15 protein-coding genes are annotated in these 17,478 nt (G+C 52.9%); 5 read left to right on the top strand and 10 right to left on the bottom strand.

The window, feature by feature from the left end:
* Positions 1 to 19 precede the first annotated feature (19 nt).
* A complete protein-coding gene (locus SH248x_RS09300; protein ID WP_459558258.1) occupies positions 20 to 1,807 on the top strand; it encodes an ArnT family glycosyltransferase in 1,788 nt (595 codons plus the stop codon).
* Positions 1,808 to 2,041: 234 nt separating this feature from the next.
* Here the strand turns inward: SH248x_RS09300 and SH248x_RS09305 are convergent, their stop codons facing one another.
* Together SH248x_RS09305 and SH248x_RS09310 are read right to left on the bottom strand one after the other, a co-directional pair.
* Positions 2,042 to 2,497, bottom strand: coding sequence for a DinB family protein (locus tag SH248x_RS09305; protein ID WP_459558259.1), 456 nt, complete (start codon positions 2,495 to 2,497; stop codon positions 2,042 to 2,044).
* 132 nt (positions 2,498 to 2,629) lie between these two features.
* Positions 2,630 to 3,229: a transposase gene (locus SH248x_RS09310; RefSeq protein ID WP_459558260.1), complete on the bottom strand. Its 600-nt coding sequence runs from the start codon at positions 3,227 to 3,229 to the stop codon at positions 2,630 to 2,632.
* A gap of 278 nt (positions 3,230 to 3,507) precedes the next feature.
* On the opposite strand from SH248x_RS09310, the gene SH248x_RS09315 reads away from it, so the two are divergent.
* Positions 3,508 to 5,499 carry an APC family permease gene (locus SH248x_RS09315; RefSeq protein WP_459558261.1) on the top strand — a complete coding sequence of 664 codons (1,992 nt, stop codon included), beginning with the start codon at positions 3,508 to 3,510 and terminating at the stop codon, positions 5,497 to 5,499.
* Between the two features lie 22 nt (positions 5,500 to 5,521).
* On the opposite strand, the gene SH248x_RS09320 is transcribed toward SH248x_RS09315, so the two are convergent.
* From SH248x_RS09320 to ycaC, 3 genes are all read right to left on the bottom strand, one after another.
* A complete protein-coding gene (locus SH248x_RS09320) occupies positions 5,522 to 6,211 on the bottom strand; it encodes a macro domain-containing protein (protein ID WP_459558262.1) in 690 nt (229 codons plus the stop codon).
* A 78-nt stretch (positions 6,212 to 6,289) separates the two neighbouring features.
* Entirely contained in the window at positions 6,290 to 8,122 is a 1,833-nt protein-coding gene (locus tag SH248x_RS09325) for an amidohydrolase (protein WP_459558602.1), read from the bottom strand.
* A 189-nt stretch (positions 8,123 to 8,311) separates the two neighbouring features.
* Positions 8,312 to 8,938, bottom strand: coding sequence for an isochorismate family cysteine hydrolase YcaC (ycaC, locus tag SH248x_RS09330; RefSeq protein WP_459558263.1), 627 nt, complete (start codon positions 8,936 to 8,938; stop codon positions 8,312 to 8,314).
* A 116-nt stretch (positions 8,939 to 9,054) separates the two neighbouring features.
* Here ycaC and SH248x_RS09335 point away from each other — a divergent pair, with 116 nt between their 5' ends.
* Positions 9,055 to 9,417: a winged helix-turn-helix transcriptional regulator gene (locus tag SH248x_RS09335; RefSeq protein WP_459558264.1), complete on the top strand. Its 363-nt coding sequence runs from the start codon at positions 9,055 to 9,057 to the stop codon at positions 9,415 to 9,417.
* A 238-nt stretch (positions 9,418 to 9,655) separates the two neighbouring features.
* Here the strand turns inward: SH248x_RS09335 and SH248x_RS09340 are convergent, their stop codons facing one another.
* On the bottom strand, positions 9,656 to 10,141 hold the full coding sequence (locus SH248x_RS09340; RefSeq protein WP_459558265.1) for an FxsA family protein: 486 nt from the start codon (positions 10,139 to 10,141) through the stop codon (positions 9,656 to 9,658).
* A 75-nt stretch (positions 10,142 to 10,216) separates the two neighbouring features.
* Entirely contained in the window at positions 10,217 to 10,708 is a 492-nt protein-coding gene (locus tag SH248x_RS09345) for a SixA phosphatase family protein (RefSeq protein ID WP_459558266.1), read from the bottom strand.
* Here SH248x_RS09345 and SH248x_RS09350 point away from each other — a divergent pair.
* Together SH248x_RS09350 and SH248x_RS09355 are read left to right on the top strand one after the other, a co-directional pair.
* Entirely contained in the window at positions 10,707 to 11,057 is a 351-nt protein-coding gene (locus tag SH248x_RS09350; protein WP_459558267.1) for a hypothetical protein, read from the top strand. The two genes, SH248x_RS09345 and SH248x_RS09350, sit on opposite strands and share 2 nt — an antisense overlap.
* Positions 11,057 to 11,233, top strand: coding sequence for a PIN domain-containing protein (locus tag SH248x_RS09355; protein WP_459558268.1), 177 nt, complete (start codon positions 11,057 to 11,059; stop codon positions 11,231 to 11,233). The genes SH248x_RS09350 and SH248x_RS09355 overlap by 1 nt, the downstream gene beginning before the upstream one ends.
* Positions 11,234 to 11,481: 248 nt before the next feature.
* Here SH248x_RS09355 and ppk1 read toward each other — a convergent pair whose 3' ends face one another.
* The 3 genes from ppk1 to SH248x_RS09370 all read right to left on the bottom strand — a co-directional run bounded on the left by ppk1 (position 11,482) and on the right by SH248x_RS09370 (position 17,454).
* Entirely contained in the window at positions 11,482 to 13,596 is a 2,115-nt protein-coding gene (gene ppk1 / locus SH248x_RS09360) for a polyphosphate kinase (RefSeq protein ID WP_459558269.1), read from the bottom strand.
* Positions 13,597 to 13,653: 57 nt separating this feature from the next.
* Positions 13,654 to 15,777 carry a hypothetical protein gene (locus tag SH248x_RS09365; protein ID WP_459558270.1) on the bottom strand — a complete coding sequence of 708 codons (2,124 nt, stop codon included), beginning with the start codon at positions 15,775 to 15,777 and terminating at the stop codon, positions 13,654 to 13,656.
* Positions 15,778 to 15,861: 84 nt separating this feature from the next.
* Entirely contained in the window at positions 15,862 to 17,454 is a 1,593-nt protein-coding gene (locus SH248x_RS09370) for a Ppx/GppA phosphatase family protein (RefSeq protein WP_459558271.1), read from the bottom strand.
* Positions 17,455 to 17,478 lie beyond the last annotated feature (24 nt).

The following is a 17,478-nucleotide window of genomic DNA, read 5'->3' on the forward strand; positions in this document are numbered from 1 at the left end:
TTTTCCTTTTGGATTGATCATGGACGATCGAAGTTTGCATCGCTGGGATCTCATCGGACTCGTCGCATTTTGCGCAGTCCTGTTCGGCATCTGTCTGATCAGCGAACGCCCGTTGAGCATTCACGAAGCGGTTCTGCCCCAGACTTCCAGATTGATGCTCGCTGATGGCGATCTCATCGTCCCCAAGACGGGCGAAGCTCCCTGGCTGGAAAGCCCGCCGCTGCCACAGTGGATCAGCACGGCGCTCGCGGTTCCTTTTGGCGAACTCGAAACACACTTCGTCGCTCGACTGGGGAATGTCCTGGTCGCAATCCTGATTGTCCTGATGGCTGCCTGGACAACTGCGAAACTCTTCGGTCGCAATATGGGTCTGCTCACCGGCCTGTGTTTAGCAACGATGTGCGAATTCACGAAGTACGCCTGGCTGGCGGAAGACGAGATTTACCTGTGTGCAGTGATCACGGCGGTGATTGCCTGGTTCGTGCACATGGAGTTCAACGGTGAAGACGCCAAGCCGACGACGAAGTCTCCCTGGTATCTCGCACCATTCACGACGCGTTCTTCCGCAATGTTGACCTTCTTCCTGCTGCTGGGACTGACGAACCTTTGCAAGGGGATCATCTTCGGCATGGTGCTGGCTTTGATTCCCTGTGTCAGCTTTATCGTCCTGCAGCTGAATTACGCACGACTCAAGCCGTATCTGTCGGTGTGGGGTGTTCTGCTGACTCTGGCGGTCGCTGCTGTGTGGCCAGTCGCTTGTTACTTCCGTTATCCCGATGTCGTCGATGTCTGGATGTTTGACCTCGGCGGACGTGTCGATGGCAAGTACGCAGCGATCAACCAGCCGCTCTGGTATTACCCCGTCAACATGTTGTGGATGCTCGCCCCGTGGACCTTCTTCGTTCCGGTGGGCATGGTGATGACCTGGAAGAAGGCCTGGAAAGATCCCACCTCCGCTGAGCGCTTCGTCTGGTGCTGGGCTCTGCTGGTGCCTGCTGTCCTTTCGATTCCTGCCGGGAAGCATCACCATTACCTGCTGCATGGCCTTGTCCCGTGGGCGATGCTCGGGAGCATCGGACTGGTCCGGGCCTGGGCGTGGATGCATGCCTGGCCGACGTGGTTGAAACACCCTGCCTGGAGCCTGCTGAGCGTCGCGACCCCAGCCTGCTTAGCGCTCGTGCTTCTCCGTTCCAAATTGCCCGGCCCGGAAAGCACCACCTGGGGACTCATCGCCACCATCCCAGTCGCTGCCTTGATGCTGGCCTGGGGGATTACGCGAACCGATCGACGCTATGCCGTTTCCGCGATGTTTGGCGTGACCGCTGCAGCCTACCTGTTCGGCCACGTCTACTCAGGTCACTACATCGACAAGAATCGCCTCGACGCCCGCTTCTGCCAGCAAGTCGCCAAAGACTTTGGTGCTGTCCATGATGCACAGTCCACGCCTTTGCTGATGGACCTCGGTTTCCAGACTCACCGCGCCTTCCTCTGCCAGTTCTATCTGCCGGAAACAGTCAAGCCACTGCATAACCTGTCGTTCCTGCGTTCCAGCGACATTAGCGCGAACGAGGCGTATGTCCTGTCCATTTCCGGCAAGCAGCAGCAACTCGAACAATACGGCGCTGTGGAAGTCGTCCGACAAAACAGTACCGGAGCCGGCGGCAGTGACTCGACCGATGATCGCCTCACGGTCTACCGCATCCGCTTCCCTGAGAAGTTCGAACGTGTCGCGACCGAAGATGTCCGCATCAGCCCCATGCAGGGCATGAACCGTGCAACAGGGCCGGAAGTGACGGTGATTCGGTAGTCGATCTTCCCTTTGCTGTAAAACGGCTGACGGGATTCACCACTAAGGCTCAAAGGACACAAAGACTCACAAAGGAAATCCGGAGATGGAGTCCGTTATATTCTGATCGATTCGAGAATTACAGGGAGATTCACTTCTGTCGAACTCTCAACTCGAACTCTTCTTTGTGAACCTTCGTGCCCTTCGTAACTTCGTGGTGAAGGATTCCCAATTGTTTCATTTTTCAAACAGGCTCTACGACTTCTGCCCTTTGAAGACATTCAACAACGCATGCACCTGGCCATGGTGGTGGGCTGAGTGATAGATCATGATCTGGATCCACATGCGCAGGGACTGATTGTTATCACGGACTGACATCGTCTTCGTATCGAGATCCTCGTCGGTGAAGGTCTTGAGCGTTTCTCGCAGCGTTTCGTGAGCGTCTTTGAGCATCTTGAGAATGGTCTCAAACGATGGGACGTCGGTATCGGACGGCGAGCTGCCGCCGCGGAAACGGTCCCAGAAGTCTTTGTAATTGGCTCGCTCGTGGGCTGTGACGAGTCGATCGCAGGCAAAGAGTTCTTCCGTCACTGCGATGTGGGTCCATTGCCAGGCCGCATGAGCACGACCGGGCGCAATCCGCCAGCTGAGGAAATCATGCAGTTCGGGATTCCCTGCGACCGCTTCGACTTGCGCGATGACGCGGTTCATGTTCATATCCAGGCAAGACTGCAATACGCTGAGCTGATTCATTCGGGGAGACCTCTGGTTGTTTATGGTTATTAGGTGAAATGTAAGTGTGTGCCACTGCTGGCTTGCCCAGCAGTGCGAATTCAAATGAGACTATCGAAGGCTCCACTCTGGAGGCAGAGGTGTCAGGCGAGGTAAATCACTATCCGGAATCTTTTCCGGTTCAGAAAACCAGCGTGCACTTGACCATTTCCACTCGATTGGACGTTCACATAATTCGCGTCGAACAGGATTATTGTGAATGTAGTTGATACTGGCTTGAATAGCTGCTGGTCCGAAGATATTTCGGTCAAATCCTGGCCCCTCTTGCCAATATCGAAAAGTCATCTTTCCAGGTCGCTGCTGAACTGTCAGACGATGGAGAAGCCTGTTATTGGATTCTATGAGCAATTGCTTGATTCGATAGGAATACGGTCGCTTGATTGCAAAGAGTAGCTCAGAGATCCGCTTAGACACGTCGACTGTTGAGTCGCCTTGTGGCAGAACAAGCAAATGGACGTGCTCTGGCATATACACGAATGCAATCAGGGAAAACTGATGTCCGAACATCGCCCGATCAATGCTTTCCGTCAGCAGTTGTCGCCACTCATCCTTCATCAGCAATGGCCATCGGCGGTAACACGAAAACGTCAGTTCGTGCAAATGTCCTGGATCATGGACATGCTTGACTGTCTTTCGATGGGCTTTCTCCATTCGCTGATCGTACTCATACGACCTGCTGTCAAACAAGATCTACGAGACGTAGTTATTGAATGAAGTCAATCAAGGAATACTGAATTCGGAATGGAGCCTTCGGTTACCAACTTTGAAAACTGCACTGCTGGGCAAGCCAGCAGTGGCACACACTTGTTAATCAAATGTTCGTTCCCATCTCTTCTCTCCCCTGACTGGCATTCCCCTTCCGCTTATCGTTAAAGTAGAGTTCAGAGCCAACATGCTCATCTACTTTGTACCTGAATAGCGACGATCGAATGGATAACATTACTCCCGCATCTTCCGAGCCGAAGGATGCGGCTGCTCTTCCGGCGACCGCTGCGGCACCTCATACGCATGTCGAGCATCATCAGTCTCCCTGGTACTTCGTCCTCTGCCTGACCGGCGTGGATTACTTCAGTACGCTTGCGTATCAACCCTCGATTGCGTTCTCGGCAGCGGGCATTCTTGCGCCTCTGGCGACGATGTTCCTGGTGTTGATCACGTTGTTCGGAGCGGTCCCGATTTATCGGTATGTCGCAGGACAATCGCATGAAGGACAAGGCTCGCTGAAAATGCTCGAGCACCTGCTTTCGGGCTGGCTGGGCAAGCTGATGATTCTCTCGCTGCTCGGGTTCGCCGCGACGGACTTCATCATCACGATCACTCTCTCGGCCGCGGATGCAACAGAGCACTTACTGCATAATCCGTTATTCCACGGCCTGCCTTTTCCATTCAACAGCCCGGTTCTCATCACGCTGTGTTTTCTTCTGGCGCTGAGCGGGATCTTTCTGATCGGCTTTCGCGAGGTCATCGGCGTGGCGGTCGCGGTCGTTATTTTCTACCTCGTGATCAACCTGATTCTCATCTGCTTTGGGGTCACTTATATTTTCGGCCATCCGGAACTGTTATCGAACTGGATGAAGGAAATCAACGCCGGGGAATGGGAAGTCGAGCATGCCGTCTTTCAGGGGAAAGGGTTACTGACAGCGATTCTGGTCAGTGTCTTGTACTTCCCGAAACTTGCCCTGGGTTTGAGCGGATTTGAAACTGGCGTCGCGATCATGCCGCTGGTGAAAGGGGCTCCAGATGACGACCCAGCCAGACCGAAAGGCCGGATCAAAGCAGCCCGCACGATGCTGCTGACGGCCGCACTCATCATGTCGGTCATGCTCATCGGATCGTCTCTGCTGACCACATTGCTCATCCCTCACGAAGAGCTGCATCACGGCGGGAAAGCGATCAATCGCGCTCTGGCCTATCTGGCTCACGGTGACAGCGACAGTCCGCATCAGTTCCTGCCGTTCGCCGGGGAAATCTTCGGAACGATTTACGACCTCAGTACGATCGTCATCCTCTGGTTCGCAGGGGCCTCCGCCTTCTCGGGACTGCTCAATTTGATCCCACGTTACCTGCCTCGTTACGGTATGGCTCCGACATGGATCAATCGCATGAAGCCGATGATCCTTGTCATTCTGGGGACCTGTGTTCTGGTCACGATCATTTTCCAGGCCGATGTCGAAGCCCAGGGGGGCGCGTATGCGACCGGGGTCATGGTTTTGATGGTTTCCGCCTGTCTGGCAGTGACGATCGATCGCTGGAGACATCACCGCAAGAATGTCTTGCCGTTGATCGGCTCCATGGTGATCACGCTGCTTTTCATTTACACGACGATCACGATCATCATCGAGAAACCCGATGGTCTGATCATCTCGATCTTCTTTATTGTTGCGATCGTTTTCTTGTCGCTGCTATCTCGGTTCATGCGTGCCGGTGAACTGCGAACGGTTCGCTTCCAGTATGCCGACCAGCAGACACAGTTTCTCTGGGAGACTCTGAAGTACCTCGACATTCCGGTTCTCGTCCCTCACCGTCCGTTTGGACGCTCGATCGACGACAAGGAAAAAGAAATCCGCGCCCGTCACCACATCACTGATGACATTCCGATCGTCTTCCTCGAAGCCAGCGTCGGCGACCCCAGCGACTTCTACCAGGAACCGCTGATGAAGATCACGTCCGAAGGTGGGCGTTTCCTCATCCAGCTCAGCCGAGTCTCAGCGATCGCACCGGTGATCGCGGAGATCGCGATCTTCCTGTCGCAGGAAAGCCCGCCACTGGAAGTCCACTTCGGCTGGTCGGACGAAAACCCACTGCAGATGAACCTGCGCTTCCTGCTCTTCGGGGAAGGGAACGTGCCGTGGCTGGTCTATGAACTGCTGCAGGAAGCAAAGATCGATCCGTCGATCCGACCACGGGTGATCATCGGGTAAACGTTGTCATTCGTTACCCGCGTCATTTCCCACTCGTGGCATACTTCGTCACGGGTCTCTCTGCCACCTCTGCGGTCGTTTCGTCAACCGCTTTCTGCACGCCCATAATCGTCTCATCGAAAAACGCCGGGCCTGCTTCGACGATCCATTCTTCCAACTGATACTTCGCGGCAAGTCCTTCGGACTGAAGTCGCTTGTCCGTGTCATATGCCAGCAGCATGCCTCGGACGACTGCGGTTTCGACGTCGCCGATACTCAGCGTGTCATTTCCCTGGTCTCTGAGTAGCGGAGCAAACGCAACTTTCTTCGCGCCGACAGCTGCTGCCTGTCGCAGTGCCACCCGCCCGATGCGCTCCATCGTTGCGAGGTCCAGCGACGTCTCCTCTCCAAGTCCGATCAACAGCAATTGCGTCGGCTTGATGGTTCCCGCTGGGGACGTCAGTAACAGCGTCTCCAATTCATCACCAACGAATTCGCCCCGATTGCGCAGGGAGGTGATGACGCCGCCGAGTCGCTTGTCGAGCTCGACGGGTGCCCCTTTCGTCACGTCGCCCGCTGGCTTGTGCTTGAAGAAGCAGACGACCTGCAACGGGACATCGGCGTCATAAGGTCCCTGTGCTTTGACGGTCAATTTTACGCCATGAAGTCCGGCCAGAGACTTCTCGGCTGGAGCTTTTGTGTCCTCTGCTTGCAGGGCAACAGAGACTGTCATCAAGCAGAACGTCGCTAACCTAGCAAACAAAAGATGACGAGGCTTCATAAGTGGTTCCGATGATGAGGGAAGAAAAGATCAATACGCCCAGCAGCCACAGCCGGTTGTTCCCCAGAGGGATTGCTGTTGTGACTGGCCTCCGCCGAGAAGCTTGTGCAGCATGGAATGCCCATGATTCGGCTGGACGATCTGGAAAGCATGCCCTCTCGATGCAGCCGCGTGATAGTACCCGCCATATTCACCCACGGGCGACCAGTCCGGACTGACGGGTAACGCGGGCGGCGAGTATTTGCCGAACGGCTGATCCGCATAGACAACCTTTCCGCCGACGACAGTCAGGACAGACGTGATGCTCTTGATCTGCGCTTCGGGGACAGTGAAGTAATCGTCGGAGAGCGCCACGACATCCGCGAGCTGCCCGACCTTGATCGTACCGCGAACTTCGTTCTCATTGGAGAACCAGCCTGCCGTCTGCGTGTAGAGACGCAGCGCCTGCTCGCGGCTGAGCAGGTTGTCTTCGTGATACAGCTTTAAGCCGCCGACAGTTCTGCCGGTCGACAGCCAGTACAGGCAGACCCAGGGGTTGTAGCTGGCGACGCGTGTCGCATCGGTTCCGGCGGACACGGGAACGCCCATCCGCAGCATCTCGGCAATCGGCGGCGTCTGTTCTGCTTTCTTCGCGCCATAACGATCAACAAAGTATTCGCCCTGGTACGCCATCCGGTGCTGGATCGCGATGCCTCCGCCTAGAGCCTTGATTCGTTCGAGGTTCTTCGTGCAGACGGTCTCTGCATGGTCAAAGAACCAGTGCAGTCCATCGAAGGGGACATCACGATTAACCGCTTCGAAGCTATCCAGGAAGCGAGAAATGGATTCGTCGTACGTCGCATGAAGTCGAAACGGCCAGCGATTCTCCGCCAGAAACTTCACGACACCCGGCAGATCCTGTTCGAGGCTGGCGGGCAGATCAGGGCGGGGTTCGAGAAAGTCTTCGAAGTCCGCTGCGGAAAAGGTCAACATTTCCCCGGCACCGTTGACACGGAAGTAGTCGGTTCCTGCTCCCGGCTGCGTCATCTTCGCCCAGCGCTGGAAGTCTTCCAGTTCGCCGCCGGGTTTCTGAGTAAAGAGGTTGTAGGCGATGCGAACCGTCATCTCGCCCTTATGATGCAGCGACTCCATGATCTGGTAGTCTTCGGGGTAATTCTGGAACCCACCACCAGCATCAATGACCCCCGTGACGCCAAGCCGATTGAGTTCACGCATGAAGTGACGGGTCGAGTTTTCCTGGTCGACGGGATCGAGCTTCGGTCCCAAAGCCAGCGTCTTATACAGGATCATCGCATTGGGCTTGGCGATCAAAAGCCCCGTCGGGTTACCTTGCTTATCGCGTTGGATCTGTCCGCCCGGCGGTTCGGGAGTTTCTTTCGTATAACCGACTGCACGCAGCGCTGCTTTGTTGAGAAGCGCGCTGTCATACAGGTGCAGAATGAAGACTGGCGTATCGGGAGCAGCGGCGTTGATCTCTTCAAGGGTCGGTAAACGACGTTCTGCAAACTGGAACTCACTCCATCCGCCAACAACACGAACCCATTGCGGAGCGGGCGTGCGTCGCGCTTGTTCCTTCAACATGCGAAGCGCGTCCGCGAGGCTGGGTACGCCATCCCAGCGAAGCTCCATGTTGTAATTCAGCCCCCCGCGAATCAGGTGCAGGTGCGTATCGGTCAAGCCCGGAATCACGACGCGGTCCTGAAGATCGATCACCTTCGTCGCCGGTCCGCGATATGATTCGACGTCCTGATCGCTCCCCACCGCGATGAACCTGCCATCACGAATCGCGGCTGCTGTCGCGGCGGGATTGTCTGGATCAAGCGTTGCAAATCTGCCGGAACGCAGGATGAGCTCTGCATGCATCTGTGTCACGTCTTTGTCCTTGAGGTAGATCGACTGCAGCAGCCGACAAGATGCGGTTAAACGATCAGGATCGCGAAACTCCCGCAGTATGCAAGGAGCGTGGCGTCGATTCGTTGATGTAAGGATGCATAGCGGGATGGCGGCTCTGATGGACTCGCCATCCCGCTATGATCAATGCGCAGATACGACCTACTTCGCAGTCGCATTGAAAGTGGTCATCAGGTTCTTGTAGGCAGGCAGATGGTTGCCCAGCAGCTTCGCCAGGCCTTCCATATCGCGACGCCAGTCTCTTTGCAGTTCGCACGCGACTGCAAACCAGCTGGTGATGACCGCTCCTGCCTGTTCGCATCGCATCAGAGCAGCGGTACGCACGGATGTGTTGAACGTCCCCGAGCAGTCGGCAACGACAAAAACCTGATACCCTTCACGTAATGCAGACAGTGTCGGGAACGTGACACAGACATCGGTGACAACGCCCGCGATGATGAGCTGCTTCTTGCCAGTCGCTTTGACGGCTTTGACGAAGTCTTCGTTGTCCCAGGCATTGATTTGACCAGGACGTGCGATGAAGGGCGCATCCGGGAACATCTCTTTAATCTCAGGCAGGATGACGCCGTTCGGGCCTTTTTCAAAACTTGTTGTCAGGATCGTCGGCAGCTTGAAGAACTTGGCAGCGGAGGCGAGGGCGAGCACGTTGTTTTTGAATTCATCCGGTCCGTAATCTCCCACCAGCGAGAGCAGACCGACCTGATGATCGACCAGCAGAACAGCAGCGTCGTCGAGTGACAAAGAGGGTTGAACAGAATGCGTCGTCATGGTCATGTTCCTGTGAGGACTCTCGAAGTTAAAATTCCTGTTTCCGGCGATACTTCAGAACTGTAACATCACAGTATCAATTCGCAAGAAGGCACTTTGCAGGAACAAGGTTTCGAATGGATACCAATTGGCCCGTCCCGGAGCATACTGGTGATGCGTGTGCACTGGCGCTGATGCTTCACAAGCTCGGTGGCAAATGGAAATGCATCATCCTCTGGCATGTCATGGACAGACCTTTACGCTTCACCGAAATCCGCGCCCGCATTCCTGGCATAACTCAAAAAATGCTCACCCAACAGCTCCGCGACCTCGAATCCGATGGCTTCCTTACACGCAAGATCTTCGCGCAAGTTCCACCGAAAGTCGAATACTCCGCGACTCCCTTAACCTTCACGCTACGTCCGACGCTGATCGCCATGCATGAGTGGTCCGCAGAGCATTTGCTCAAACAGAAAGCAAAGCGGAAGAAAAAGGAGTAATTGGAGATCGTCATTGCGGACTCAGAAACGCAATGAGATCAGTTGCTCAGCCACGTGAATGGATGAGAGTTCTTTATCACCACAGCAGCGCGTCTGGGCTTCATCATCACGATCATGCTTGCGTTGTGACTTACACGGCGATCAAACTCAAAATGATCACCACGCGCTTCAATGACTGATTCATCCTGCCTTCACCGACTGAACTATGATGTTGGTGCGACTGAATTCCCGGACAACTTCAGTTCGGCTTGCGTGTGAACTCGACATCAATGATATCGGGCTGCTGCGGTCGAGCCTGCTGAGGCGATGCTTGAGGAGCAGATGATCCGCCGGGGCCGAAGGTCGTTTTCTGAAAGCTGACGACCATTGATCTGGCGAGGAAGACTTTCAGCAGTTGTCGTGTGATGATTCGTACGGGGGGAATCAACAGCAAAAACCCGACGGCATCCGTCAGCACGCCCGGAGAGATCAACAGCACCGATGCAATCAAAACGAGGATGCCATCGAACATCGCATCGGTCGGCATCCCGCCGCGGGCCATCTGTGTCTGGATATCACGCAGAATACGAAACCCCTGGAGTTTGGCCATGTAAGCCCCCCAGAAGCCCGTCAGAAGAACCAGCAACACTGTCTCCGGGAACCCGATCCAGTTGCTGACTTGATACAGCAGGTAAAGATCGATGATCGGGACCAGAGTAAATAGAAGCACAAGACGATAAAACACGAATTTCCTCAGGCTACGTCGGACCAGATGCGATTTCGCAATTGTATCCAGAATTCCCTCATCTGCCGAGGGGTGTTATCCGAGATCGTGTGGCGTGACATACCCCAGCAGCTTTGCCTTCGAGCCCTCAGAGAAGGTATCCCACCCGAGAATATCCAACTGAAAGACCGCCAACGCGGAAGTCGGCAGCTCTTCGAACTTCCCCTTCAACGACGAGATCAATTGTTCCATCCCCGGGTTATGAGCCAGCACCATCAGGGATTCAATCTGCGAATCGGCTTTCTGGATGACGCGCGTCAACATCGGCACATCCGCATGATAAAGATCGTCGTAATACTCGACTGACGGGGCAGGGCGAAGCTCCGGGAGAAACAGGGCAGCTGTCTCGCGCGTTCGTGTCGATGTCGAAGAAAACAACACCTCGGGACAATGCCCGTTCTCCTGCATCCACGCCCCGATCCGCGGCGCATCCCGCTCCCCTCGGCTGTTCAATGGCCGCTGAAAATCAGGCGTGCCTTCATTCGCCCAGGAGGACTTGGCATGTCGCATGAGGAGGAGGGTTTTCATGAGCGAATATTTTACCTGTACAGAATCGCTGTTCGAAGTCGATATTAAGATCGACTTCATCGGCAAGCGACGTATGATGGTTACTGAAAGGAGGAGAATTATGGCAGATCTGCTCGTGACAAATCTAGATGACAAGATCCGGGAAAAACTCGAATCCATGGCTCTGGCGCGCGGTATGAGTGTCGAAGAGACAGCGAAGAAATTATTGGCTTCACTCGTCGAAGTTCCACCGGGCTCCAGTAAAGGCTTGGGAACTAGGATCTCTTCACTTTTTCGCAATGTCGGCTTTGAGGAAGGAGAAATCCAGGAACTCAGAGGCTGCCAAGCACGTCCAGCGGAATTCGACTGATGTATATCCTAGACACAAACGTCATTTCAAAGATGATGTCTCCAACTCCTGACAAGAAAGTTATCAGGTGGATCGATGAGCTTGAATCGGAAGAGATCTGGACGACCAGCATTTCTCTGTACGAGCTTCAATACGGGATTGAAATTTACCTGAAGGCAAACGCCGAAAAGAATTAGGAATCGCGTTAGAAGACACTTTGCTCATGAACTTTCGGGGAAATATCCTGGTTTTCGACGAAGGTCCCGCAATTCAATCGGCTATTCTCTCAGCGAAACTTCGCAAGCTTGGACGACCAGTTGAAGTTCGTGACGTTATGATCGGAGGAATCGTTGCCTGGCATGGAGCAACGTTAGTTACCCGAAATGAAAAACACTTCGTCGATACTGGGATAAATATCTTCAATCCGTGGAACGAGTAATTCAACCTACTGCTTCTCCGGCGGCAAGTGGGGCTCGAGCACCTTCATCTTCTTCCGCTGGTGTTCTTTCAAACGGCTATCTGTCAACTGAGACATCACCGCTTGCGAGCGATAGGCTTCGCTCTTGTTTTTGGGGTGCAGGCGTTTGTAGCTGCCGTTTGACTGGAGTTCCCAGGCGTGGGTATTGTCGCTCAACGAAGAGTTCAGCATGTCGAGGACTTTGCGAGCGCAGTTGGCATCCTCGATCGGGACCAGCAACTCGACGCGTCGATCCAGATTCCGTGGCATCCAGTCTGCCGAGGAGATGAAGACGCGCTCGTCGCCGCCGTGGTAGAAGTACAGAACACGGGCGTGTTCAAGAAACTGGTCGACAATACTGACGACGCGAATGTTATCCGAGAGACCCGCCACATTGGGTTTCAAGCAGCAGATCCCGCGGCAGTTAATCTCGATTTTGACGCCCGCCTGCGAGGCTTTATAAAGCGACTGAATCAACTGCGAATCAACCAGTGAATTGACCTTCAACTTGATGACCGCCTGAATTCCCTTCGCGCAGTTTTCGATCTCCGCATCGATCATCTCCAAGATACGATCTCGCATGCCGAACGGGGCTGCTTCAAGCGAATGGAAACGCCCTGGCAGCGAGGCCCCTGTGATTGCGTTGAAGAAGTTGACGGCATCGGTCGCGAGGTCATCATTGCAGGTCAAGTAAGAGACATCGGTGTAGAAACGGGAGGTGATTTCGTTGTAATTTCCGGTCGAGAAGTGCATGTAACGACCGATGGCGCCGTCTTCATCTTTCCGGGTGATGACGCAGACTTTTGCGTGCGTCTTCAACTCCTTGACGCCATAAATGACCTGGACGCCCGCCTGTTCCAGCTTCTCGGCCCAGTCGATGTTTCGCTGTTCGTCGAAGCGGGCTTTCAGCTCGATGACTGCCGTCACGTACTTGCCCGATTGAGCTGCTCGACATAACGCATTGACGATCGGGCTGTTCTTACTCGTGCGGTATAGAGTCTGCTTGATCGACAGGACATTCTGATCAGCCGCGGCTTCTTCAATGAGTCGAATGACCGGATCAAAGGCTTCGTACGGCTGCAGGATCGCGACGTCGCATTGACGCATGTTTTCGAACATTGTCTTCTGATCATCGATATCCGGAATCTCCCGCGGCTCCCAGCTGGGACTTCGCAGTGTGTCGTACTCGCGCATGCTCGTCATCGACATCATCGACGACAGCGCCAACGGCCCGTTGACCAGTTGGACGAACGCCTCATCGACCTGCAGCGTCTCTTCCAGAAAACTCTTCATGACCGATGTGACAGGCGATTGAATCTCCAGCCGCACGCAATGCGACTGTCGACGCGCCATGACCACTTCCTGCATTTCCGCCATGAAGTCAGTGACGTCGTCTTCGTCAATATTCCAGTCGGCGTTGCGCGTGATGCGGAACGGGGCACATTCGAGAATCGATTCCTGCGGGAAGAATCGATTGATCATCATGCCGACGATGTCTTCCAGGAACAGGAAGTCATACGACTGCTGACTCTGCAGCTTATAGAACCGAGCCAGTGTCTGGCCGAGCGGGATGATGGCAAAATTGCGATCGCCCCCAATGCGAGCCGATGGCATCAGCCGGACCGCGACCGCGATCGAGCCAGAGAGCATTAACGGAAAATCATCCGCCCCGGTCACTGCAATCGGCGTCATCACCGACAGCATGACCTGATCAACATACTTTTCGAGTTCCTTGAACTGGCGAGCCGAGATCTGGTCAGTCGGGATCCGACGAATCCCCGCGGCCGCCAGCTGAGGCTCGAGCTCATTGCGGTAGCAGTGATACATCTGCTCGTACATGGCATCGGTCCGCGTCCGAATCGCCTGCAACTGCTCGTTGGGCGTCATCCCGGATGGATCCGGCCGGTTATTCCCCCGACGGGTCATCAACTGCAACCCGCCCACACGGACCATGAAAAACTCATCAAGGTTCGACGACGTGATCGCCAGAAACTTCAACCGATCCAACAGCGGCAGACTCTTATCGAGCGCCTGTTTGAGCACCCGCTCATTAAATTCCAGCCAGGAGAGTTCACGGTTAAAGAATTGATGTTCGGTGGGCATGTCAGATAACAGACTTCATATTAAAGCAAAAAAAGGGAGAAATGGTATTCAACATTTTTATTCGTTGCTTTCTGGGGGAATCTCCAACTCAACAACATCATCTGGAGAAAAATAAATATTCTCCGCAGCAGACTCAATTTCGAAAACGCGATTATTCTGGAGCATGTAACGTTTTACTAATCCTTTATCGGCAAGCCATTTCGCTCTCTTTCCAATTAGTTGATAAGAACAGTCTAACTCAGCAGCGATATGGGCAGCCCTCAATGGCTCACTCTCAACGTGCAGAGTCTGAAGGATCCCCAGCTCTGTTTGAGGTAAAAGCAGGTTATCGTTAACAGCACTTAATTCCTCAGAATACTTGCGAGACAGGTTTTCTACTCTAACGCTACCAGCACTACATTCCCTACACTTCATTTTATAAAACTGTAGGGCAGGAAGATTTTCGTACGAGTATCTGTATCCACACGACTCACAAACGATCTCTTGATTACTCTCCAAAAAAGCAGTCACAAGGGCAGTATAATCAAAAAACCTCTCAACAAAATACAACCTGAACTCCCGCTCACCCAGCGGCCGACCATATCCAATATTATATTTATTGCATAGACCATAATTCAGTGCATAAACCGTAACCTTGCGTGCCGACCTATCACTCATCTCAAAATACTTTGTGATAAAGAAGTTTAATTCTAATGTTGAAAACAAGGGCTCATACTCAACAGGCACGTGAAAATGACTGGTCGGTGGTCGTCCCGTTATCTTTTTAATCACATTTGACTCATGTTTCTTAAGATCTTTCGCACGTGTAACAATTGACTCAACCAGCTCCTTTAAACTAAAAATAGAAGCTCGCTCCGCAAACGATTCATGCAAAAATCGCCCCATAGAAAAGTACGATTCGATTTTCTCTTCGTAGAACCGCTTTGAAGCATCGTGAATTGCAGAGAGGTTTATCTTTTTCCCACTTATCAATCGTCCCTCATACGCAAAATGCAGCAGATACCCTAGTATTCTTGGATTTGCCATGCTCGCGAAAAATAACTGCCTCCAGATCTCCGATAAATCGCCTTCAAAAAAATCGTTGGCAGCAAGGCCACAGTGATGCCTTACGCGGCTTTCAACAAGCCGAAAGGTGAAATCAGTACCATCTTCCTCCATTTTCACTACATCGCTTGAGCCATACAGCTTGTATAAGTCCAAATAAATTTCGTCTATCTTCGTCTTATCAATTTGTCCGAGATAAATCCTACCTGGATATGCAGCTATTTTGAATTTTACAAACTCATCAGACCAATTATTTAACGGGGCAAGAAGAACATCAACAACCACCTTCATCGCCTCTTCAGGAAGCTCAGAAAAATCATCAACTAGAACGTAGAGATTTCTAATTCCCAATTTCGTCAACAGCACCTTTATTCGCTCTACGAGTCCCCTGATATTTACAACGCGAAGTAAAACTTCAGTAAACTCATTATGAGATTCAGTACTTTGAGAATTGTTTTTCTCTTCGCCAAACTTAGCAACTACATTTGGAGCAGCTGAGAACTTTGATACTATCGAGCTCTCAAAACCGCTTTTTTGCTCTAAAGAATTTAACTGTTTTCGTTCAACTACTTTAATGTCTGAAATATTTGTAAACTTACTGTCACTCTCAGTAATCAATTCATCCAGTTCTTCAAATAATTCAGCCGCACTGCCAGTAAATCGCTCTTTTATTTGAGCCCACCAGGAACTTGCCAGCCTCTTTCCGATCTCGGATTTAATTTCGTTAATTACCGATCTAATAAATTCTCGATACAGCAGTAACTTAGCAACAGATTGATGCGAAGCCATCCCTGACATATTCAACTTAACAAGTGTATCAGGATCAACTTGCGACGACTCATAAACCGTTTTAATATCTATGTATGCGGAAGTTTGATGCTTTCGCTTTCTTAATTCACTCTGCAGCCGTTGAAATATTGTAGATTTACCTGTGCCTTTTCTTCCAATTACGAAAGTAGTATTAGTGTCAAGTATGTTTTTCAATACTTGATCAGAAGGCAGAGGATCAACATATAACTCGTCTATAAGATCGGTTCCGTTCTCATCCAATAGATCAGCGCGGCGATAAAGCTTCAAAGACTGAACGGCCTCTCTGAAGCCATTTAGCGATTCCTGTGTGAAGTCAGTATCAGCCATTTCTCTACTTTCTCGAAATGATGTTCTTAATCATTATTTATAACCAACATTAGACAATTTGATTTCTTTGTGGTATCTGTAGACTCACTCCGTCCGCGCCACCCGCAACGTCACCGGCAACCCAAACACCTGCTCAAACAACTGCCCGTTCTGTCGGATGCTGATTTGTTCCAGCGAAATATCATCGCGGTCGCTGACCCGGATGATCATGCGGTTCTTTTCTTTCTTACAGACGAATTCCTGTTTGCGGGTCTGGCGGGACGCATTCAGCGCGATCGCGATTCGCAGTAACGCGGCGAGTTTGATGACCGTAATCCGGTCGTTGCGTGTCAGCGTGACGAACGGGGTGTGGCTGGGTTTGGGGGCACTGCGTCGGTGATAGCGGGCGACGAGGGCGACCAGGTGCAGGTCGGTCTTGCTCATGCCGAACAGGTCGCTGGCCATGATCATGTACATGCTGTGTTTGTGGTACGACGCCACCGAGATACTCATGCCGACTTCATGCAGCAGCGCTGCGACCATGAGCATCAGTTCCGCATGATCGCCCAGGTTGTGATACTTCTTCAATTGAGCAAGCAGGCTCGTACAGGTTTCGCAGACCTGGACGGCGTAGGCCTCATCAAAGCCGAATTTGCGTCCCAGCGCGATCGCCGATTTGCGAATCTGTGCTTTGAGGGCGTCGTTCCAGAGATTCCCGGTCGCGACTTCCATGAGAAGCCCGTCGCGGAGATTCGCCTTCGAAACGTAAAGCTCTTTGAGCCCCAGAACGCGCCCAAGATGGTGATACGCGAGCAGAGCAGGGCCAATCGATTCCGCATCGGGACTAGAGAGGTGATAGTCCTGCGCGATCTCGTCGACGTTCTGGTCCATCAGTTTATGGGCCAGGTTATACAGCGACGCCAGCGGCAGGCGTGACAGATTCTTCTGATCCCACTCCGGCATCAGCTCATCGGCAGCTAGACGAATATCGCCGCCAAGCGCCACAATTTTCACCGGCAGGTTGGGATCCAGATGCGAAGGGATCCGCTCCACGACCCGCTGAATCTCGATCTCCATGATCTGACGCAGCTTCGTATCGGAGGTCTGATAGCTTTCGAGCGTTTCACGCAGTCGATACGAGCCGAGTCGATATCCCTGCGAGTAGACGACTTCCTGTCCTTTAAGAACAACGAGTTCCGTCGTCCCGCCACCGACTTCGACGACGATGGTCTGGTGTGTCCAGAAATTGGGCTCCTGCTGCAGCAGCGGCTGGACGCTCTGGAAGATCGTCCGCTGGACTTCCGCTTCGTCGAGGACGTGAACGGTCAAGCCTGTGCCGATGAAAATGCGGTCAAGAACCTCGAGTTTATTCTCTGCTTCGCGGACGGAACTGGTGGCATAAACTTTGACCGCTTCGGCTGAGTCGATCCCATACTCCAGCATCTTCTCGCGATAGCTGAGGAGAATGCGAACACATTCCTCGATGCGATGCTTGTGAATGCGCCCTTGGAGAAAGGTATCTTTGCCCAGAGGGACGGCTTTAATCGCAGTATCGAGCTTGCGAATCTGCCCGTTGTTACAGACTTCCGCGACAACCATGCGAATCGCGGTCGTCCCGACATCAATGACCGCCACCAGCCTGCGTTCCACCTGCGGCCGGGCAAACTGTTCCAAAGCAGGCAGCGTGTTTTGTTTCATTTTCGATTGTCCACAGAGGACTTA

It is taken from the genome of Lacunimicrobium album, assembly GCF_052161635.1.
Taxonomy (GTDB): Bacteria; Planctomycetota; Planctomycetia; order Planctomycetales; family Planctomycetaceae; genus SXPC01.